Below are 21,983 nucleotides of genomic sequence, written 5' to 3' on the forward strand. Positions count from 1 at the left end.
ATAACAACAAAATTTATAAATTATGAAAGCTATTTTAATTAAAGAAAAAGGGAATGCCGAAAATCTTATAATTACCGAGTACCCTATTCCTGAACCTCAGCCAGGCTTTGTGTTAGTCAGAAACAAGGCCTTCGGAATAAACCGTGCAGAGATCTATATGCGAAAAGGAGAATGGGGGGAAACGCACGACATTATAGGCATTGAATTTGCCGGGATCGTGGAAAATGATCCATCAGGTACAATAAAAAAGGGACAAAAAGTGGTTTCGTTCGTTGGTGGGCTGGCCAGAGATTTTGGCGGTAGTTACGCTGAATATATCAGTGTTCCATTGCAAAACATTATTCCCGTCGAAACAGCGTTGCCATGGGATGAACTGGCTGCAATCCCTGAAACTTTCGCCACTGCATGGGCTGTGTTAAATTGGGGAATTGAGGTAAAGGCCGGGCAGTCCATTTTGGTAAGGGGCGGAACTTCAACCCTTGGATTAGCCCTAATCATTCTGGCCAGGCAAATGGGTTTAACTGTAATAGCTACAAGTCGTTCCGCAGAAAAACACACTTTACTCAAAAAATATGGTGCCGATCATGTAATCCTAGATGAGGGAAAAATAGCTGAAAAAATAAGACGAATCATTCCAAAGGGTGTAACCAGCGTTGCAGAGCTAATAGGAACCACCACTTTGACAGACAGCTTAGCCTGTACCCAAACCAATGGAACTGTTTGTATAGCAGGCTTTTTGGGAGGTTTAATACCCCTTGAGAATTTCATGCCACTTTTGCAGATCCCAAGTAGTGTAAAATTAACTTCATTTGCCAGTGCTTTTACTTTTGGGAATATGGAATTTCCATATGCTGAAATACCCGTTCAAAAAATAATATTCGACATTGAACAAAATAAAATTCCCAATATTCTTGCAAAAACTTTTGATTTTACGCAAATCACCGCGGCTCACCAACTAATGGAAAGTGATAATCTGAATGGTAAAATTGTAGTGAAAATCTGAAAATTATCACTGCTTAATTCCAGTGTTGCTGCCCCGACAGAACAAAGAAAGGCTTTAAGTCGTTGGACTTGAAGCCTTTCTTTGTTTCGAACGAATTTTGCTCCCTGTAAGCACGAACTGTTCAGTGTATTTTTATTGTTGTAAATAAAAAGCTGCGGTTAGTGCTTGTTTAACTTTTTCATTAATTAAAGAACAGTGTTCCAGTAAAAGTTAAAACGGATATATATTGTTTCGGTTACCTCTCTTTTGAAAAGATAATAATCTTCTGAAATAATTATTTACTATTGCCCTGAATTTTAAATAGATTTATATTAATCATCTCCCCTGAGTTAATAAAAAAATCTGCAGAGTTTAACGACGACTTTAAACTTTACTGATTTTTAATCCCCCAAATAAATATAACCCTCCAATAATGACTGCGATGACCGAATAAAGTGTTCCCAGGGCTGTATTTGTGCCATTCAATGCATTAGCTATTAACTCCCCAAGTCCACGCAATAGATAGATCCCGGCGATTGTGAAAACCCCCGTTTTTTGAAAAGGTAGTTTTATAGGTAGATAAGTTGCTGAAAGTCCGTATAAACCAAAAACGAAGAATATGATTGCAACAACAACTGTTAATAAGTATGGCAAAATAGGGTGTATTGCAGATAGTGCTTTCATTTGATGCCCGATCCCTGTTACTTCAAACATTTTATCTGCCCAAAATAGCCCTGTTATATGAGCTAACGCGATTATTATATTTATATATCCACCTAATCGTAACATCAGTTTTAATTTAAGTTTGCGAATGGTATCAGATAGATAACTGATCCTATTACAAATAAAATAGTCAGTATTATACTTATAGGGTTCTTAAAGGGCAATAATTTCTTAAAGAAAAATTGCTCAATAGTTCTTCCTATCCAGAATAAGGAGGATCCTATAAGAATGACATTTCCTAAAGTGGTGTGAAGCAGTTCAGATGAAAAAAAGATGCAAAGGAAAGCATGGAAAAAGAAAATGTAAATGATCCTGAGATTTAAGATTTGCATTACAGCCTGATTACCAGGACTTATTTTTTTGAGGTCACTTTTCCAGTTTAGCCTATTCCAGAATAAGCAGTGAAACAAAGCGAAAATCAGGCTGTGGATGCCACAAATAACTATTAAGGTTTTCATTAAACTATTTTTGCCCAAAGGTCATCTTAATCATCTTTAATCCATTTGACATAGATCAAATTCCATTTTTTGGATTTCTAATTCTACTTAATGTTTCTAATGTAATTCCCAGGAAAGATGCAATATGTCCTAATGAAACCCGTTGCGTAATATCCGGACGAACAGCAATAAGGTTTGTGTATTTTTGTAAGGCTGTTTCGAACTGCAAGGAAACTAATCTACGCTGAAGTTTGATCATGGTTTGCGTGATAGCATATCTGGCTAGCTTTTCAATATCATGATGCTGATCACAAAGTTCCAATATTGCTTTTTTGGGAATGATCATGAGTATAGTCTTTTCCAATGTTTCTATATAATGAGAGCTGGGCGTATCAAGAAAGAAGCTGTTTATTTCACAGGTAAAATCACCCTCAAAAGAAAACCAATCGCTTACGTCTTTTCCATCTTTCAGATAGTATGCTCTTAAAACCCCTGTTACGATGAATATTAATATTTCTGAGTATTGGTTCTCTCTGGCGATTATTGCATGTTTATCAAAAACCTCCATCCTTGCACATTCTTTTAAGGCCTTTCTACTTTCAGGCTTAAGCTTTAAATATTTTTTATCAATTAAATTGATGGTATCATCAATGCTAATTACATTATCCATACCCACTATTAAGTTGTTCCGAATTTTAAGATCAGGAATCGGGGCAATTTACCACTTATCGGATTACCTTCATCGCATATTTCTTAGGCTTTTCGGTTATATTTGTGTGAGTGGCATTTTTGATGTGCTACGTACAACTATCCGACAGTTAATAAGCTATGAAAGACAATGATACAAAACGGCTTTCACGACTAACTGCAATTCAGACCCAATTGCAAACAAAACGACTTTTGACAGCCCCGGAACTTGCAAATAAATTTTCAGTCAGTGTCCGGACAATTTACAGGGACATAAAGGCATTAGAACAAGCGGGCGTCCCCATCCTGACTGAAGAAGGGAAAGGGTACTCTTTAATGGAAGGATACCGGCTTCCGCCTATTATGTTTTCTGAAAGCGAAGCAAATGCTTTAATTACAGCTGAACAACTTGTCCTGAAAAATAAAGATGCTTCATTTGTGAGAGAATACAGAGAGGCAATCAATAAGATAAAATCAGTTTTGCGATACAACACAAAAGACAAAGCAAACCTGCTTTCTGATCGCATTATATTTGGTCACAATACGGAAAATGATAGAACGAGTAATTATTTATCGGCTTTGCAGTTGGCACTCACCAATTTTAATCTCATAAAAATTGACTATCACTCCCCCGATAATAACGAAACATCCAAAAGGACAATTGAACCTTTTGCATTATTAAGCACGCAGGAAAATTGGTTACTGGTTGCCTGGTGCCGTTTACGAAAAGATTACCGCACATTCCGGCTTGACAGGATTCAGCAGCTGAACATACTCAATGAGCAATTTGAGCCCCATAAAATGACCTTACAGGAATATTTTGAACGCTCCCGGAAAAAAAATCCATACCCCTGACATAGGGCTGTCACAAGGCCATTTTACTTTTGTAAAGAACAATAACGTTTTAACCTTTAAAAAAAGCAAAATGGCTACCACACAAACATTAAGAGGACTTTCTACTATCAGTTTTTTCGCGGCTGACCACGAAGCAGCAAAGAAATGGTACTCCGAACTGTTGGGCATCGCTCCATACTTTGAACTCCCAGGGTATGCAGAATTTCGTATCGGAGACTACCAGCATGAGCTGGGCCTGATTGATAGCCGCTATAGTCCCAATGGTTCAGCTACAGGCACGGGCGGTGCTATTATATACTGGCACGTTGATGATGTAACAGCCACTTTCGAGCGGCTGCTGTCTATGGGAGCCAAAGTATACGAGCCAATCACTGACCGTAGCCATGGGTTCGTCACCGCTTCCGTCGTTGATCCCTTCGGGAACGTACTGGGTGTCATGTCCAACCCGCACTACCTGGATGTGCTGGCATCCACTAAAAAAGCGTAATTCCACCTCATAGGATATTGACAAAATACCGGATGGTGCTCAGTTATGGAAAATCCTTGCTATGGCAGGCGTTTTTCATAACTGGATTACCGCCCCTGTAAACAACCGTGTTGTTCAGTTATTCACCTGTCTTATAGTTATTTTAGGACGAGTCAATTTCTATTAAAAGCGAACAGTTGTTGTACCATTATCGGACAGTTAAATAGATTTTTTCAATAGTAACTAATTGATTAATATGGGTATATAAACCCGGCATTTTTTTAGCCCAAACATTTTTGTGTTAATGAATTATTTCAAAACAGCCTGGCGGAATTTAATTGGCGGAAAAAGTTTCTCCGTCATTAATATTTTGGGTCTTAGTATTGGCATGGCTGGCGCCATGCTCATTTTATTGTGGCTACATAATGAAATAAGCTTTGATAAATTCCATGAAAATAAGGACCGGCTTTATGAGGTGTATGGCCTGACAAATAATTCAGAAGGGAAATCTTTCGCGATCCCTTTAACAGAACAGCCGTTGGCGCCGGCTTTAAAACAAAATTACCCGGAAGTAGCCGCTGCTTCCCATGTGAAAGATGTCAATAGTTTTCTTTTTACAGCCAACAATGCAAGCTTTACAGGCATTGCAGGTGCTTTTGTTGATCCTTCTTTCCTGCAGATGTTTAGTTTTCCACTAATAGCCGGTAACAAGAATGAGCAGTTAAAAAATGTTTATTCAATTACTATTACTGAAAAGCTGGCGAAAAAAATGTTTGGTAACGAAGATGCGATCGGGAAAATTATTAAGATAGATAGCATTGATAATTTTACCGTAACAGGTGTTTTAAAAGATCTGCCATCTGATACCCGTTTTGATTTTGAATATTTATTACCCTGGGATTATTTAAAAAAAATAAATTGGAACAATGATAGCTGGCTTAGCAACAATATATCAACTTTTGTATTGCTACAGCCAGGCACAGATCTGACTGCCTTTAATAATAAAATTAAAGACATTGCAAGACTTAATGCTGGTCGTAATGATATATGGACACATTTTCTTTTTCCGCTTAGCCAATGGCATTTATATGCTGGATTTGAAAATGGAAAACCATCCGGTGGTCGCATAGAAACCGTTCGTTTATTTGGCCTTATTGCAGCTGTTATTTTATTGATTGCCTGCATAAATTTCATGAACCTGAGTACTGCCAGCAGCGAAAAACGTGCAAAAGAAGTTGGTATCCGCAAAGTAGCAGGTGCCGGCAAAGGATTGTTGATAGGGCAGTTTATTGTAGAATCTATTTTAATTGCCTGTGTTTCGGGAGGCATTGCTTTATTAATAACTCAACTTGCACTGCCTTCATTTGGTACACTTATCAATACGGTACTGTTTGTTCCTTATAACAGTTTGTACTTCTGGCTTTCTGCTGCAGGATTTATACTTTTTACCGGTTTACTGGCAGGTAGTTATCCTGCATTTTATCTTTCTTCTTTTAAACCAGTAAGTATTTTTCAAAAAAAATTCAAAAATAGCCAGAGCCTTATCGCTCCGCGAAAAGCACTGGTAGTGCTGCAGTTTACATTTGCCATCATTCTTATCATATCAACAATTGTTGTTCGGAATCAGATACAATATGCACAGGATAGGGAAACCGGTTACTCAAAGCGTAATTTAATCCACGTAGATTTTGTTGGCGATATTGAAAAGAATTATCCGCTGATAAAGCAGGACTTGATCAATGCAGGCGTTGCCGCTTCAGTTACCAAAACTATCATCGGTATAACGCAGGGCGGAGGGCATACATGGGGCCTTAGATGGCAGGGTGAAAGCCCCAAAGATACCAATGTAGCCATCACTTTTTTTAGCGCTGATGCCGATCTTGTAAAAACTACCGGCATGCAATTACTTGATGGAAGAGATATTGATATTAATAAATATCCTGCAGATAGCTTCTCTGTTGTTTTAAATGAAACGGCTGTAAAAACAATGGGCTTTAAAAAACCGATCGGCCGGATTATAACATCATCAGGAGGGAAATTAAGCTGGCATGTGGTAGGTGTAGTGAAAGATTATATTGCAGGCTCACCTTATGGTGAAATACCTCCGGTGGTTATTGAAGGACCAGGAAGTTTTTTTAACACCATGCACATAAAATTCAACCCGGCGCATTCAACTTCAGACAACCTTGCAAAAGCTGAACAGGTATTTAAAAAATATAATCAGGACTATCCATTCAATTACCAGTTTGTTGACCAGGAATATGCGAAGCGATTTGATAATGAGCAACGCACTAAAACGTTAGCAGGGTTATTTGCTACCCTTGCCATATTTATTTCCTGTCTCGGGCTGTTTGGTTTATCTGCTTATATGGCGGAAAGCAGGGTGAAAGAGATCGGCGTACGTAAAGTGCTGGGTGCATCTGTATTGAATATCGCTAAATTATTATCACTCGATTTTATTAAGCTGGTATTTGTATCCATCGTCATTGCCACACCGGTGGCATGGTATGCCATGAACAAATGGCTGCAGGATTACAGTTACAGGATACACCTGAGCTGGGCAATATTTCTGATAGCAGGATTATTAGCTATTGCCATTGCATTGATAACAGTAAGCTTCCAATCTATCAGATCGGCGATGGCTAACCCGGTTAAAAGCCTGAGAAAAGAGTAATTTTTAAGGCAGGTTTGTTATTTATCCGGATATTTCTTTTTCAGCGAATCAACAGATTGCGTAATCAGGCTTTCCAGCACATTCCTGTCCACGTCTGCCAGTTTCTTGATATACAGGCATCCTTTTCCGGCTTTGTATTTCCCTAATTTTTCCAGCAATGCTGTGTAGCTGCTAAGGTCTGACATAATGTACAATACAATATGCTGCTTTCTCGGAGAAAAACCTGTTAAACAAGTGTCGCCCTCATGGCCGCTGTCATATTTGTAATGATACTTACCAAAAGCAATAATGCCTGATCCCCACATTTTGGGCGTAGCACCGGTTACTTTTTGCATTAACCCGATAAGTGCAAAACAATCTTCACGGACTTTTTCGTCCGTAACATTCTTCAAAAAACTTTCGACAGATTGTTCGGTTGGTTTTGTTTTTTGTTCAGCCATAAGGAAGATATTTATTCGCCCCAATAAATTACTGCTCTTTTGAATTTGAACCAAATTCATTTTTTCAATTATCATTTTTAAGATAGATAAATATTGCCATAATTGCCTTTTATTTTACTCTTTTAGACTCGTTTGTTATGCAGAAACAGGTGACGCTACGGAAAGCATTGCAGGCAGCATAAATGGGCACATAAGGTAATTTAGATAGCCAAAGAAGATACGGCATTGCATATTACTTTAATAGCATAAATTTATACTGGATAATAAAGATAGCTGCCCGGTCATAAACAGGTGTAAGCTTCTGGAATCGATGAATGCAAACGCACTTCCCCTTTTGTTAAAAAAAATATAGCCGGGTATCTATTAATCTACTAATTTTATAGACTAATTATATTTTAAAGTCACACTATGAGAAAAAAAATACAAAAAGTTATCGGCATCGTTTTACTACTACTTAGTACCCATTATGCTTTTTCGCAAAATAAGATAGTCGTCTTTCAATCAGATTTTGGCTTGAAAGATGGTGCTGTATCCGCGATGAAAGGCGTTGCTACAGGTGTTTCCCCTGATCTTAAATTATATGATCTTACCCATGAAATACCTGCCTATAATATATGGGAAGCAGCATTCCGCCTGCAACAAACCGTTCCTTACTGGCCTGCCGGTACTGTGTTTGTATCGGTGGTAGATCCGGGTGTTGGTACCAGCCGGAAGTCTGTGGTGTTGAAAACAAACACCGGGCAGTTCATTGTTACACCGGATAACGGAACACTTACACTCGTGGCGGCATCACTGGGTATCGCAGAAATACGGGAAATAGATGAAGCTGTAAACCGCCGGAAAGACTCGCAGCAATCCTACACCTTTCACGGCAGAGACGTGTATGCCTATACCGGCGCAAGACTGGCAGCAGGCGCCATCAGCTTTGAACAGGTTGGTCCGGTGTTACCAAAGAAGGTAGTGAGTATCCCCTATCAACAGGCTGTGCTGGAAGGAGGAACGCTGAAAGGTAATATCTCCATCCTGGATATACAGTATGGTAATATATGGACTAACATCAGCGCAGAGCTGTTTAACCAGCTGCATCCGCAGTATGGCGATATATTACACGTTACTTTTTTTCATAACGGTAAAAAAGTATACCAGGGAGATGCCCCTTATAGCCAAACCTTTGGTGCTGTGCCCAAAGGCAAGCCACTGGGCTATCTGAATAGTTTACTGCAATTGTCCTTTGCCCTTAACGAAGGCAGCTTTGCCAATACTTATCATATTGGTAGCGGCAGCGAATGGAGTGTGCAGGTAACCTTGTCTCATAAAAAATAATTAATGCCGTTATAATGATAAAACAACTCATCCCTACCCTGTTTTTTTTACTTATGTGCACCATCGCCGGTGCACAAAGTCAGCGCATTACAGGGAGAATCACCGATATTAACAATCAGCCGGTAGCCGCTGCCAGTATATTTGTACAGGCATCCGGCAATGGTACTAAGAGCGATAATGACGGCTCATTCGAATTACAGCTGGCCGATAAGGATAAACAATTCACCGTTACCGCCATCGGCTTTGAATCCTATACGCAAATACGTCATGCGGGAAACAATTATAACATTACCCTGCAACCGGCGTTGCGCAACCTGAATGAAGTAGTGATGGTGGGCACACGCAGCAGTGGCCGTACAAGGCTGAATACGGTAGCACCGGTAGATGTTTTTAATATTGCAAAGCTACAAACGCTGGCACCGCAGAACGACCTTAATCAGTTGCTACAGTATGTATCGCCTTCGTTCAATTCTAACCGACAGTCGTCTTCCGATGGAAGCGAACATATTGACCCTGCCAGCATCCGCGGATTGGGACCTGATCAGTTGCTTGTTTTAATTAATGGTAAACGCAGACATACCACTTCACTGGTCAATAACCAGGGTACAGTAGGTAATGGCTCCGTAGGTACCGACCTAAATGCGATTCCCTCTTCCGCTATTGAACGTATAGAAGTATTGCGGGACGGGGCTTCTGCGCAATACGGCTCGGATGCTATTGCCGGTGTGGTAAATATTGTACTGAAACAAAATACACATCAGCTCTTTGCTTCTACTACCGGTGGTATTACATCCAGGGGAGATGGCGGCTTGGGACAGCTTAATCTGAATTATGGTACAGGTATCGGTAAACAGGGTGGTTATATAAATCTTACAGGAGAGGCTTATTACAGAGATAAAACCACCCGGGCACAAAACAATAACCTCATCATCTTTGATCAATCTGCCCTCAATAATTTTTTTGCATACGACTTCGCCAATGATCCGGCAGCATCCAGGAAATATGATGATGATATGTTGAAGCAGAAAGGATTGAAAAGAGATGATTTTAATTTCCAGATAGGGGACGCAAAAATTAAGAATGTCGCTACCTTTTTTAATTTGTCACTGCCTTTTAATAGCGGCAGGAGCGAGTTCTATTCCTTTGGCGGTTATAGCTACAGACAGGGAGAAGGCTTTGGTTTCCGTCGTTTGCCCTCCGATCCTACTGTAAATGTATACAGTATTTATCCGGATGGTTATCAGCCCAATACAGATTCACGTATTCACGACCGCTCTATTGCTGTTGGCCTGAAACATAAGCTGGGTAACTGGCAGGCAGATCTGAGCAATGCACTCGGTGATAACCGTTTTGATTACCAGGTGGATCATACTGTAAATGCTTCCCTGAAAGCGGCTTCACCTACCAGCTTTAAAGCCGGCGGACACGAGTTTTTGCAAAACACAACCAACCTGGATTTTAGTCGCCGCTTTGCAGGTGTCGCTGCTGGTTTGAACCTCGCATTTGGCGGTGAGTTCAGGGTAGATGATTACCGCATCCGCTCCGGCGAAGAAGCTTCTTGGAAAAATTATGCGCTGGTGATCAACAATGATGGTACTGTTTCCAATCCATCCGGATTGGCCGGAGGCTCACAATCCTTCACTGGTTTTTCACCTGAGAATGCCATTCATAAAAGCAGGAATAATACAGGTATTTATATAGACGGAGAATTGGATGTTACGCAGAAATGGTTAATCAGCGCGGCTTCGCGACTGGAACATTACAGCGATTTCGGAACAGCGCTTAGCGGTAAATTTGCTACCCGGTATAAATTATCTCCTGTATTCAATGTACGTGGGGCTGTCAGCAATGGTTTCAGGGCGCCTTCCCTGCACCAGCAATATTTCAGCTATGTGAGTACAGACATATTACCGGATAACACCCTGGGCCAGTCAGGCTTTTTCACAAATCAAAGTAAAATAGCGAAAGCATTAGGGATTCCTAAACTAAAGCAGGAAACATCTCTCAATTATAGCCTGGGCTTTACTGCACAAGCTGCCAGGAATTTTAATATTTCTGTAGATGGTTACCTGACGGATATCAAAAACAGGATTGTGTTAACCGGTAGTTTTGGTTTTGACCCCAATGGCAATCCGGTAGACGCTATACAAAAGATCATTAATCCGTTGGGCGCCCGGTCTGCGCGCTTCTTCAGCAATGCCGTAGATACCCGGACCGTGGGAGTAGATGTGGTAGCGGATTATAACATTAAATCCGGCGATAATAGCTTTAATGCTTCATTGGGATTTAATTATAACAAGAATAAAATTACCGGCAACCTGCATATCCCCGATCAGCTAAAAGGACAGGAACAGATTTATTTCTCTCCCAATGATAGTGTATTGATCACTGAAGGAACCCCCAGGGTGAAGATAAATTTATCGCTTACCTATGGCTACAAAAAGTTCAGTGTGTTACTCAGGAATGTATATTTTGGAGAAGTGGCACGCAACAGTTTCCCTTTTGGCGAAGTGCAGGTACATAAGGGGAAAGTAGTAACAGACTTGTCTTTCAGCTATGCGGTTAAACCAGTTGTATTTACTATCGGCGCTAATAATTTACTCGATGTTTTTCCTGACAAACAAATTTATGGCAACAGCTATTTTGATGTTTTTAAATACGCATCTGTACAAATGGGCACACTCGGCTCTTTTTACTTTGCACGGGTAACATTTAATATACCAACGGGTAAGAAATAATTTAAAAGCCCGCATCAGTTATGATGCGGGTTTTTAGGGATGCTGTTGTTGTTCTTTTGCTGAATATGTAGTTAAGGGGTTACTTATCTATTAATTTATCTTCCACTTCCTCTACAGTAGGAAGCTGAGTTTTCAAATTATCAGGAATGATTTGTGATAATTCAAAAGCACTTATGCCCATAGGTTTATTCACATCACGGAGTGCGTATTCTACTTCTATTTTATCTTTGGAACGACAAAGCAGAATGCCTATAGAAGGGTTATCTAATGAATGTTTCAATTGAGTATCTACAGCGGAGAGATAAAAGTTTAGTTTACCTGCATATTCGGGTTTAAATTTGCCTGCTTTTAGTTCAACAACCACAAAGCAACGCAAGTGCAGATGATAAAATAACAAGTCAAGATAGTAATCTGATTCACTTATTTCCAGTTTATATTGTCTACCAACAAATGCAAATCCTTTTCCAAGTTCTAACATAAAAGTTGTGATCTTTTTGATTAATACATTTTCTATTTCACGTTCTTGAGCATCGTTTTCCAGACCAAGGAAATCAAAATGATAAGGATCTTTAATAGTTTCTAAGGCTAAATCAGATAATGGCTTTGGTAAAGTATGGTGAAAATTATGATCTGCATTGCCGGCCCGTAGATGATAATCGCTTTTAATATTAGCTTCCAACGTATCCCTTGACCAATTGTTTTTATGCGTTGCATTGGCGTATAACAGTATGATTTTCAAGTCCTTAATTTTTTGAATCAGCAGAAGTTGGTGCCTCCATGGAAGTTGTGCAACGGGCTGGTGCACAACTTCACCATGACTTGAGAAGAATAAGTACCATTGCCTTATTGCGTAAAGGTTTCTGCGGGAAAACCCTTTTATTTCTGGAAATGCATGTTTTAAATCAGCAGCTACCTTTCCAATAAAATTTTCTCCATAATTAAAATCCTTCTCCCTTGAAGTTATTTCTTTACCCAGATCCCAGTATATTTCAATCAGGATACTATTTACACTTGCCGCCGCTTTTAACTGCGCCTGCTGTACTTTATTTTTTAACGCTAAAAGCCAATCCTTATAGGCTTTATCCATGAGGGGTTTGCTCATTATTTCAATTTTGGATTTGCGGTTGATGTATTATTTTTTCAGGAGAAAGTGGCTCGCTTTCTATGAGCACAATTGAGTGGGAAAGATTTGAGGAAAGTGTAGATGTAGTAATATCTAGACACTAAAGTAATTTACAAAACCTATTCATCTTATCAAAAAAGAATCTGTAAATAATTTCAGAAGAGTTCAATCATTATAAATATAAAAGCCCTGCAATGCTATATTGCAGGGCTTTTATATTTATGTTGTTATAATACTAGAAATTAAACAATGTACCTAAGCTGAAAATACTGGGTTTATTATTGTTCATTCCTTTCATGTAGGAAGTTTTAATCTCAATGTTTCTGCGTGCATTTTTGCCTACGCCAATACGAACGCCGAGATTACCTACAGGGCCGCTGGTGCTGCCGGTGGTAGCAATGGTGTAATCGTAACCGGAACCATCTTTCAGTGTTTCATTCATGGTGCCATAATGATAACCAAAGCCTCCGCCTACAAAGAAACCAAAGCGGCTTTCATTAGCTTTTGAAGATCCGCAGCCAAAGTTCAGATTGAGTATCAATGGTGCATCAAACATAAATTTAAGCGTATTTTGTTCGCTGTAGTAACCATTGTCAGAGCGGCTATTATAGCTACCGGAAAGGCCTACGCTTAAAGGAACACCAATGGATAAAGACAGGTTTTCCTGTTCCATAAAATTGAAACGGGGTGAATAAGTAAGACCACCAATAATGTTGGCATCTGTATTAGCAGCCTTGTCAACAAAAATTACAACACCCGCGCCGTGCATAAAGCTCTGGGAAAAGGAACCAAGACCCGCAAAACATGCGACGGCCAACAAAATAATTTTTTTCATCGGTAAAGAATTAGGGATTTTAAATGGGTTGTGCTTATAATGACAGATTGTTATGCTTTAGGTTACAGTAATAGGTAAGGCAAATGTAAAATGATTATTTTATAAGTTAAAGAGATAGAAGGAAAATGACATCTACGTGTGATGCTGTGTCGGCGCGGGTTGTATGGTTACATGATAATTTTGAATGGCTGTATAAGCCGCTTTTTCTACCAATAGGAAAGCCTTACAAACATCACATTTGCAAGGCTTTCTTAAATATAAAATTCCTTCCTATTTCAATACATCCAATATCGGGTGATCAAGCCCGCTTATTTCATTTGCTGCCGGCTTTATTAACTCCAGCACTGCTATTTTATTAACACCTTTCTTCAGCCATGCTGCAGGAACGTACAAGGTTTGCTGCGGGCCAATTTCCCAATATCTGCCTAAATGATGACCATTTATCCATACGGCGCCTTTTCCCCAGTTACTCATGTCCAGATAAGTATCTCCGGTGGCAGATAAAACAAAAGTACCTTCTTTCAATACCGGCGCATTGGCTGTTTGGATACTGGCGGTTGTTTGTTTTAATGCAGGGAGTTTATCAAAAGGTAATTTGTATTGCTGCCAGTTATGTAATTCCTGGTTGTTGAATACCACCTTTTCAGTAATTCCTTTTTTATTTTTCAGCAGATAAGGACCGAAGTTAACACGGCCCAGATTTTCTACCAGTAATTCCAGTTTCACTTTGCCCGGAGGGAGCGTTATCTGCACACTATCTTGTTTTAATCTCCTGTCCAGTATAGCGACTCTTTTACCGTTTACAAATACCAGGCAATAATCGCGCAGATCTTTGATTTGTAACCAGGCAGTGTTGCCGCCTGTTAACGTAGTGCGGTATAAAACCCATCCATAAGCCTGTCCGAGGTCCTCAAATGTTAAAGGGGTGTTGCTGGATACAGGAAGCGGTAAAAGGCTGAATAAAGGGCTTGTCTGGCTAAATTTAATTGCCGGTATTGTGATCACCGGTTTTTTAGCCGGAACATCAGGCAGCGATTGTCCTGCAGGTAAATGCCGGCCGATCACCTCTCTGAACTTCATAAACTTTGGCGTGGCATTACCTGCTTCATCCAGCGGCGCATCATAGTCATAGCTGCTTATTTGTGGTTCATAAGCACTATTATCATCATAGTTGGCGCCATTCATAAATCCCCTGGTTGTGCCACCATGAAACATGTACATATTGATAGAGATCCCTGCTGCCAGTACACCATCTAATTTTTTGAGATAATGTTCGTAGGGTACCGTGTGATGTTTGGCACCCCAGGAGTCAAACCAGGCGGGATACCACTCTGCAATGTAGAAAGGTCCTTTGCCGTTGTGATTGTCGCGGATCAGTTGCTTCACTTTCACAGGATCATCTATGCCGTTAACGGCGGGTAACAAACCTGGTAAATGTCCGTTAGATACATCTCCGGCAGGATCGCAGGTATAGAGTAATCCATCAAAACCCGCATCTACAAACATTTTGCGGTTAACCTCCAGGTAATCTTTGTCATTGGAATAGGAACCATATTCATTTTCTATCTGCACCATTAAGATGTTGCCGCCATGATTTACCTGTAAAGGCGCTAATTGTTTACCTACTGCATTGATATAATTACGATACGCTGCAAGGTATTTAGGCTCTTTGCTACGCACTACCAGCCCTGCTTCTTTTTGCAGCCAGTAAGGATATCCGCCAAATTCCCATTCTGCACAAGCGTACGGACTGGGGCGCAGTACTACCCATAGTCCTTCTTCCTGTGCTATCTTTACAAAGGCTGCAATATCGTTATTGCCGGAAAAGTCATAGTGTCCTTTTTCCGGTTCATGCATATTCCAGAACATGTAAGTGCCTACTGTATTCAGTCCCATTGCTTTGGCCATCTTCATCCTGTCACGCCAGCTTTCACGCGGTATACGCGCGCTGTGCATTTCCCCGGAAATCATCTGGAATGGTTTGCCATCCAGCAGGAAGGCCGAATCCCCTAATTCAAAAGTATGATGACCCTGCTGACCATTTACCCGCAGGATAAATAATAGCAGGATTAAAATAGTTGTACTTACTTTTTTCATTATTTACTGATTTATTTGTTCTGTATGTTGCCTGTTAATGTTACTACTGCACGTGCCGGAATGCTGATCCTGCCAGAAGAAACACTAGCAGGTTGCAGACTTTCTTTTGCAGATGTTGTATAGCTGCGGATGCTGCCGGATTGTAGTGCAGCACAATCAAAATTAATATCTACCGCTGTTTGATCACTGTTTACTATAATTATATTCAATGTATGGTTGATATTTTTAAAAGCAGATATGTATACTTTTTTCTTCTCCATACCATCTGTAATTTTTACCGCAACCCTTTGTGCGCCGGGCCTTACAAACCGGCTGTAATTGCCGAGCACCCAAAGCATTTTAGTGTCCTGGTAGCTGCCGTCTGTTTTATTTTTGTCGATATAAATTAATCCATCTTTATAATTATAGGGCGAAATTGCCAGCCACCATTGCCATGCGACAGCGTTGGCCACAGTCAGGTCATGATGAATAACATGGGCCATATATAAGGCTGCATCCATACCGGTATCTACTTTGTCGCCGTTTATTTCCCCCTCATTGCCCCCCAATATACAATATTCTGATTGCCAGAATTCCAGCCCATTCAGTGCTGCCGCTAATCTTTTACGTATGGCTACAGCTGTGTCAGCAGGAGAAGTCGTGAAATAACTATGTGCGGCAATACCATGATAAACCGCTGGCAGGTGCCCCAGGTAAGTAGGGCTGTGTACATCAAAAAAAGCATTTATCTGCATTCCTTTCTCCGGCTTGTCTTCTTTAGCATACAGGTAATTTATCTTACCGGCTTCGGCTATCAGTATTTTGGTGGGGAGTTTGGCAGCTGTAAATGTTTCACTTATTTTTTTTGTGAGACCATAGATCTGCTCATTGTTATACGGGCATCCTTCCTGGCCGCCGTCGCTCCAGTCCCACTGCGGCTCATTTACAGGGCTGATATAATTAAAAGTAACGCCAGTGATTTTGCGTACACCGGTAATCACTGCTCTCAAAAAATCTGCTACTGCAGTATATTTATCCGGGTTGATATTGCATTGTCCTTTTGACGCAAATGCTTTGCCATTGCTGGTGAACTGTACCGGCGGGCTATTCAGGAATCCAAGGAATTGTGGGACACCTCTTTTTTTAGCTGCCTGTAAAAACCATAATTGCCCTGCCTGTTTTTCCCAGTCGGCAGCCCTGCGCCATTCATCTTTGATACCGCTGCTATCGCCTTGTCTGGTGCTGCCGGCACCTATGTTAAATCGCCACATCGATAGCCCAATACCTTTAGGCTGACCGTTAGCCGTAGTATCAGTGCTAAACAGCCAATCGGCCAGCTGATTCTTTTTTTGCTCAGGCCAGTTGCCAACAAACTGACAGGACCATGCGTCTGAAGCGGCAAAGTTGCGGATGGTTTGAGCGGTTTGGTGAATATCGATAGAAACACGCATGGGGGCACTGCCGGAACCCTGTGCTGCAGCGGTTTGCAGCCATAAGAAAAGTAATAGTAAGCAGCGTAAAATTTTCATGCGCGTAAAAGAAGAAAGGATTGTTTCACGTAAAGATGCAAAACGCTTTGCCGTGAAACAATCCCTCAGTGAAAAAATTAATATCCAGTATTCTGTAACAACTGATTATTGGAAGCCTGTATTTCTGATCTTGGAATAGGCAACCAGTAGTTTTTATCACTGAATAACCGGCCACTTAACGCTACCTTTTGGGTATATGTAAATACACCGCCATTGCCAATAGTTACGTTGATACCATAAGCAGGTACATTTTCTGTTACGTTTGCAATCTTCCATCTGCGTACATCATAAAAGCGATGTTCTTCAAAAGCCAGTTCCACCTGCCGTTCCCGGCGAATGGCATCACGCATTTGTGATTGTGATAACCCTGCTGTTAATCCAGGCTGATTAACACCGGACCGTTGCCTGATAAGGTTAACAGCACTGTATACACTGCCATCCGGGCCTGCAGCTTCGTTTTGCGCTTCTGCATAATTCAGCAATACTTCTGCATAACGTAAATAGATCCATGGCTGCAAACCAGCTATATCCCAGGGATTATCTATCGGATTATTATCATCCATAAACTTACGCAGATAATAACCTGTTTTAGAAGTATTCCAGTTAGACGGACCATCTTTACTATCCTTGCCGCCAGGCGAAAATGTTTGTACGGTGCTGCCTCTGTAAGAAGCACCATTGTACAGGATAGTAGCATACAAGCGGGCATCTCTGTTGACATACGGATTTTGCGGATCATATCCGGAAGTTGGATCTGTAATGAGTTTACCATTATTCATTTCATAGGCATCTACCATATTCTGTAAAGGCGTATTGCCCGCCCATCCGCCGTAACCATTGGCGCCATTGGATATTTCCAGGCACACATGACGCGCACCAACAGCAAATTGTCTCGCAAAAATAATTTCGTTATTATCTGCTTTCAGAAATAATTTACTGTAATCAGGTGCCAGTGAATATTGAGATAATAGCATCACTGCTTTGGCAGCATCAGCAGCGGCCTGCCAGGTACCTGCATTATACAAAGGACTGGCAGCATATAATAATAAACGGGCCTTTAATGCCAGCGCAGCCCCTTTGGTGGCTCTTCCTGTTTGCCAGCTGTTATCATTGGTCAGTGGGAGATCCTGTGCAGCTGCATCCAGTTCTCCTATGGTATAATCCAGGGATTCTTTTATGGTAGCTCTTTTAAATACCGCCGGATCTGTCAGATTTTCACTCATGTTATATTCTTTATTCCCCACCATTATCACGCCACCGTAGTTGCGGATCAGGTCATGATACCGGAAGGCACGGATAAAACGCAGTTCAGCAGTGAGCCTTTTATGGAGCGATGTACTCATCTGCACACTGTCAATATTATTCAGTGCATAGTTACATTCACGGATACTACGATAGCTCCTTCCCCAGATAGTACCTGCAATACCGGTATTTTCAGGTGCTAATTGCCCGCGTTGGATCAACCAGGTATTATCATCATTGTTATAGATAGATTCATCTGTTACAGAACTCCATAAACCATATTCAAAGCCTCTGCCAAAGCCGGGAGAGCTGCCTTCGCCTTCTTTATCCTGTAATTTGATACTCAGGTAACGGTTGATCACATAATCCTGGAAAAGTAAAGAATCAGCCAGCACAGCATTCCCAAATATGCGATCTGTGGGCACAACATCCAGGTAATTTTTTTTGCAGGAAGATAACAGCACAGCAGATAACAACGCCAGGCTGTATATAATATTTGTAGTTTTCATTGCTTGGTTTTTACAGGTTTAGAACTTAACATTTACACCAACATTGATGATACGTTGCTGCGGATAAAACTGTCCGCTGCCACTGCTGCCTTCCGGATCGTAATCTTTTACTTTGGTGATGGTGAAAAGATTAAATGCATTGGCGTACACACGCAGTCCCCCAATTTTCATCCGCGACATAAAGCTGGCATTAATGTTATAGCCCAGTTCCACATTTTTTAATCGCAGGAAAGAAGCATTATTGAGCCAGAAACTATTGCTGTAAAGGCCTCCATTGATGGAAGAGGAGGCACGGTCATCCGCCCTTGGATAGGTGCCACCAGTGTTGGTTGGGCTCCAGCGGTTATCTGCCCAGCTGCTGTAAAAATTGCCGATGGTACCGGATTCCGGCAGCACATACTGGCTCACATGTGTTTGGCCTGATAATACAATAGATAGATCAAAACCTTTGTAATCTGCTCCCAGTACCACACCATACGTGATTTCAGGGATGTTGCCATACTTTGTTCTGATGGCATCATCCGCGGTAATCTTGCCATCCTGGTTATAATCTTCATAAATCAGATCTCCTAATTGGGCACCAGGTAAATGTGGGTGTTTGTTCAGGTCGTCTGCTGTTCTGAAAATGCCGATCGTATTATATAGCAGGTAAGTATTAAGCGGTCCGCCGGTTTGACGCTGATAAGGCAAGGTGCCCGCTGCTTCATCAATAAAAATAATTTTACTTTTTGCGAGGGTCACGTTGCCGGCAATGCTGTAATGAATCCCGCTGTGGGTGCTGTTATTATACCCAAGCGCAGCTTCTATCCCTTTGCTGTTCACCTTACCAATGTTTTCAGCCGGTACCAGCGGATCTGATCCATAAGGATTTACAATACCAGATACCTGTGGAATGGAGGCATTGCGCTGGGTAAGGATTTTGGATCTCTTTTGTTCAAAATAAATGAACTCCAGGGAGAAGTGATGCAGGAAAATCATATTCATACCCAAATCCATTTTCTTAGCGATTTCCCAGGTAATATTAGGATTGGCGAGTTTGGTTAAGTCCAGCCCCGGATGAATTTGTCCACCTATTACGTATTGACTGGTAAGTGAATAGTTGTCGGCATACTGGAATAATCCCACATTGTCGTTACCCAGGGAACCGTAGGAACCACGCAGTTTCATGTCGTTGATAAAAGCAACCGGTTTAAACCATTCTTCTTTGGAGATGCGCCATCCGGCGGATACAGAAGGGAAGAAGCCGTATTGTTTGCCTTTTGGAAAGGTGGAAGATCCATCTTCGCGTGCCTGTACTTCTACAAGGTATTTTTCCATGTAGTCATACGCGATTCTTCCGAAATAACTTTTCCTGGTAAAATTGTAGCTGCTGCCGGAATTGTTTTTATCGGTAGCAGCAGATCCTCCCTGTGATAATTCTGGTGTAAGGGCTGTCGGGAAATTTAGTCTGGAAGCACCTAAAATATCCTGTGTCGTTTTACTTTGTTCATAACCGACAAAGGCATTCAGATTATGATTACCAATATGACGAACGTAATTCAGTTTGATGTTGGAGGTCAGTAATGCCTGGTTCTGTTGCTGCTCACTCAAAGAGGCCAGACCGCCGGAGCCGCCTACCACTACCTTTTTGTAGGAAGTAGATGCCGGGTCATAGTTGTATAAGGTATAGGGCGTATTGAATGTTTTACTAAAGCTCCAGGATTTATCTGCTGAAAAATATCCGTCAACAGATAATCCTTCCACACCCGGAATAGCATATACTCCTTTCAGGATGCCATTGAACACCTGTGTAGGATTCCTGGTAGTACCGCCAATATCTGTTACCTGCATCACTGGGTTATTATTTTCAATACCGGAAGTAGGTAATCCATTGGGGTATCTGTCCAGTGCCGTAGGATAAGCACGGTAGAGGGAGCGGAAAATATTTCCGGCGCCGGTGGTCGGATATTGGCGGTCTTCCTGACGACCGGATACATACAAACTCACCTTTAATCTTTTGGTTACATCTGCATCAATATTAGATCTGAAGTTATATTGATGATAGCTGGTGGCACTGTTTTTATACAGTCCATCCTGACTGATCATACCTAGCGATACATAGTATCTCACATTTTCGCCGCCACCATTTACAGACAGGCTATGCTGATTTTGTGTAGCTGTTTTCTTTAGTGTAGCTGCCTGCCAATCGGTGTTGGGATAATTTAACGGATCAGAACCATCGCTGAATTTTTGAATCTGTGCCGGTGTATAGAATTGATTCAGGCCTCCGGCAGGATTGGAATAATATTGAATTTCATTCATAAGGGCTGCATAAGTAGCCGCATTGGCCATTTTAGGCAACCGTGTAGGGGAAGAAAATCCCTGGTTGAAACTATAATTGATGACCGGTTTACCGGTTTTACCTCTTTTAGTGGTTACCAGCATTACGCCATTAGCCGCTCTGCTCCCATATACCGCGGCAGAGGCATCTTTCAGGATAGACACACTTTCGATATCGTTGGGGTCCAGCCGGTCCAGCCCACCTATTTGTCCGGGTACGCCATCCACCACTATCAATACGTCATTATTGCCGGTGGTGGCCAGTCCGCGGATAGAGAAGCTGGAGCCATCATACCCCGGTTCGCCGGACCTGTTATTGGCGATAAGGCCGGAAAAGCGCCCGGCAAGGGCGTTGGATAAATTGGGCTGCGGACTTTTTACAATATCCGCACCTTTTATAACAGAAATGGAGCCGGTAAGTGTGGCTTTCTTTTGTGTGCCATATCCTACTACCACTACCTCGGTCACATTTTTAGAGAGTGGCTCCAGAGATACTTTCAGTGCCGTTAGATTTTCTACAGGCAGCTCCAATGCATTATACGAAAGATGATTAAAGAGCAATGTATCGCCTTTAGCAGCAGCAATGGAAAATCGTCCGTTGTTATCTGTTAAGGTGCCGGCTGATTTGTTTTTTACCCGCACCGTAACACCGGGGATAGCGGTTGTTTCTGATGTTACCTTTCCTGTGATGACCGCTTGCTGCGCCCATAGGGATGTTGCAGATAACAATAGCATCAGGAACAGGAGAATGTTGAAAACAGCGTGGCTCCGCACGTGGACATACATAACGCGATCCGTCCCGGATAGAAATTTTTTCATAACGCAATAATTTAAAAAAGTGGAATAGTGGAATATCCGATTCTGGTTGCATAGGCAGGAAGCATCCGGCACCATGTTGTACGCAATGTACTATGAGGGGCAGAGATGCCAGAGGGGGTAAATCATTTAAAAAAGGGGGTAAAATCGTAAATCGCGAAGGAGGTAACTTATTAAGGATCAACAAAACACAATATCTCCCAAAGGGG

15 protein-coding genes are annotated in these 21,983 nt (G+C 41.4%); 6 read left to right on the top strand and 9 right to left on the bottom strand.

Annotated elements, in window-relative coordinates:
* Nucleotides 1–22: 22 nt before the first annotated feature.
* A complete protein-coding gene (locus CLV51_RS06095; protein ID WP_106527091.1) occupies nucleotides 23–1,003 on the top strand; it encodes a zinc-binding dehydrogenase in 981 nt (326 codons plus the stop codon).
* A gap of 363 nt (nucleotides 1,004–1,366) precedes the next feature.
* Here the strand turns inward: CLV51_RS06095 and CLV51_RS06100 are convergent, their stop codons facing one another.
* Nucleotides 1,367–1,771, bottom strand: coding sequence for a hypothetical protein (locus CLV51_RS06100; protein WP_106527092.1), 405 nt, complete (start codon nucleotides 1,769–1,771; stop codon nucleotides 1,367–1,369).
* Nucleotides 1,772–2,218: 447 nt separating this feature from the next.
* Nucleotides 2,219–2,812: a Crp/Fnr family transcriptional regulator gene (locus CLV51_RS06110; RefSeq protein WP_106527094.1), complete on the bottom strand. Its 594-nt coding sequence runs from the start codon at nucleotides 2,810–2,812 to the stop codon at nucleotides 2,219–2,221.
* 158 nt (nucleotides 2,813–2,970) lie between these two features.
* Between CLV51_RS06110 and CLV51_RS06115 the strand changes: the two genes are divergently transcribed.
* The 3 genes from CLV51_RS06115 to CLV51_RS06125 all read left to right on the top strand — a co-directional run bounded on the left by CLV51_RS06115 (nucleotide 2,971) and on the right by CLV51_RS06125 (nucleotide 6,824).
* Complete coding sequence (locus CLV51_RS06115; protein ID WP_106527095.1) at nucleotides 2,971–3,684, top strand: helix-turn-helix transcriptional regulator; 714 nt, start codon at nucleotides 2,971–2,973, stop codon at nucleotides 3,682–3,684.
* A 70-nt stretch (nucleotides 3,685–3,754) separates the two neighbouring features.
* Nucleotides 3,755–4,171, top strand: a complete 417-nt coding sequence (locus CLV51_RS06120) for a VOC family protein (protein ID WP_106527096.1) — start codon at nucleotides 3,755–3,757, stop codon at nucleotides 4,169–4,171.
* 283 nt (nucleotides 4,172–4,454) lie between these two features.
* Nucleotides 4,455–6,824, top strand: a complete 2,370-nt coding sequence (locus tag CLV51_RS06125; RefSeq protein WP_245898632.1) for an ABC transporter permease — start codon at nucleotides 4,455–4,457, stop codon at nucleotides 6,822–6,824.
* Between the two features lie 17 nt (nucleotides 6,825–6,841).
* Here the strand turns inward: CLV51_RS06125 and CLV51_RS06130 are convergent, their stop codons facing one another.
* Nucleotides 6,842–7,264, bottom strand: a complete 423-nt coding sequence (locus CLV51_RS06130) for a DUF1801 domain-containing protein (protein ID WP_106527098.1) — start codon at nucleotides 7,262–7,264, stop codon at nucleotides 6,842–6,844.
* Between the two features lie 408 nt (nucleotides 7,265–7,672).
* On the opposite strand from CLV51_RS06130, the gene CLV51_RS06135 reads away from it, so the two are divergent.
* Complete coding sequence (locus CLV51_RS06135; protein WP_106527099.1) at nucleotides 7,673–8,587, top strand: SAM hydrolase/SAM-dependent halogenase family protein; 915 nt, start codon at nucleotides 7,673–7,675, stop codon at nucleotides 8,585–8,587.
* 14 nt (nucleotides 8,588–8,601) lie between these two features.
* On the top strand, nucleotides 8,602–11,325 hold the full coding sequence (locus tag CLV51_RS06140; protein ID WP_211301940.1) for a TonB-dependent receptor: 2,724 nt from the start codon (nucleotides 8,602–8,604) through the stop codon (nucleotides 11,323–11,325).
* A gap of 79 nt (nucleotides 11,326–11,404) precedes the next feature.
* Here CLV51_RS06140 and CLV51_RS06145 read toward each other — a convergent pair whose 3' ends face one another.
* The 6 genes from CLV51_RS06145 to CLV51_RS06170 all read right to left on the bottom strand — a co-directional run bounded on the left by CLV51_RS06145 (nucleotide 11,405) and on the right by CLV51_RS06170 (nucleotide 21,777).
* Nucleotides 11,405–12,427 (bottom strand): PDDEXK nuclease domain-containing protein, encoded by a 1,023-nt coding sequence (locus CLV51_RS06145; RefSeq protein ID WP_245898633.1) that lies wholly within the window; start codon nucleotides 12,425–12,427, stop codon nucleotides 11,405–11,407.
* 256 nt (nucleotides 12,428–12,683) lie between these two features.
* Nucleotides 12,684–13,283 (bottom strand): hypothetical protein, encoded by a 600-nt coding sequence (locus tag CLV51_RS06150; RefSeq protein ID WP_106527100.1) that lies wholly within the window; start codon nucleotides 13,281–13,283, stop codon nucleotides 12,684–12,686.
* A 270-nt stretch (nucleotides 13,284–13,553) separates the two neighbouring features.
* Complete coding sequence (locus tag CLV51_RS06155) at nucleotides 13,554–15,380, bottom strand: glycoside hydrolase family 35 protein (RefSeq protein WP_106527101.1); 1,827 nt, start codon at nucleotides 15,378–15,380, stop codon at nucleotides 13,554–13,556.
* A gap of 11 nt (nucleotides 15,381–15,391) precedes the next feature.
* Entirely contained in the window at nucleotides 15,392–16,888 is a 1,497-nt protein-coding gene (locus tag CLV51_RS06160) for a glycoside hydrolase (RefSeq protein ID WP_106527102.1), read from the bottom strand.
* A gap of 77 nt (nucleotides 16,889–16,965) precedes the next feature.
* Nucleotides 16,966–18,639: a RagB/SusD family nutrient uptake outer membrane protein gene (locus tag CLV51_RS06165; RefSeq protein WP_106527103.1), complete on the bottom strand. Its 1,674-nt coding sequence runs from the start codon at nucleotides 18,637–18,639 to the stop codon at nucleotides 16,966–16,968.
* Between the two features lie 18 nt (nucleotides 18,640–18,657).
* Entirely contained in the window at nucleotides 18,658–21,777 is a 3,120-nt protein-coding gene (locus CLV51_RS06170) for a SusC/RagA family TonB-linked outer membrane protein (RefSeq protein ID WP_106527104.1), read from the bottom strand.
* Nucleotides 21,778–21,983 lie beyond the last annotated feature (206 nt).

Source organism: Chitinophaga niastensis (genome assembly GCF_003014755.1).
GTDB classification, from domain to species: Bacteria; Bacteroidota; Bacteroidia; order Chitinophagales; family Chitinophagaceae; genus Chitinophaga; species Chitinophaga niastensis.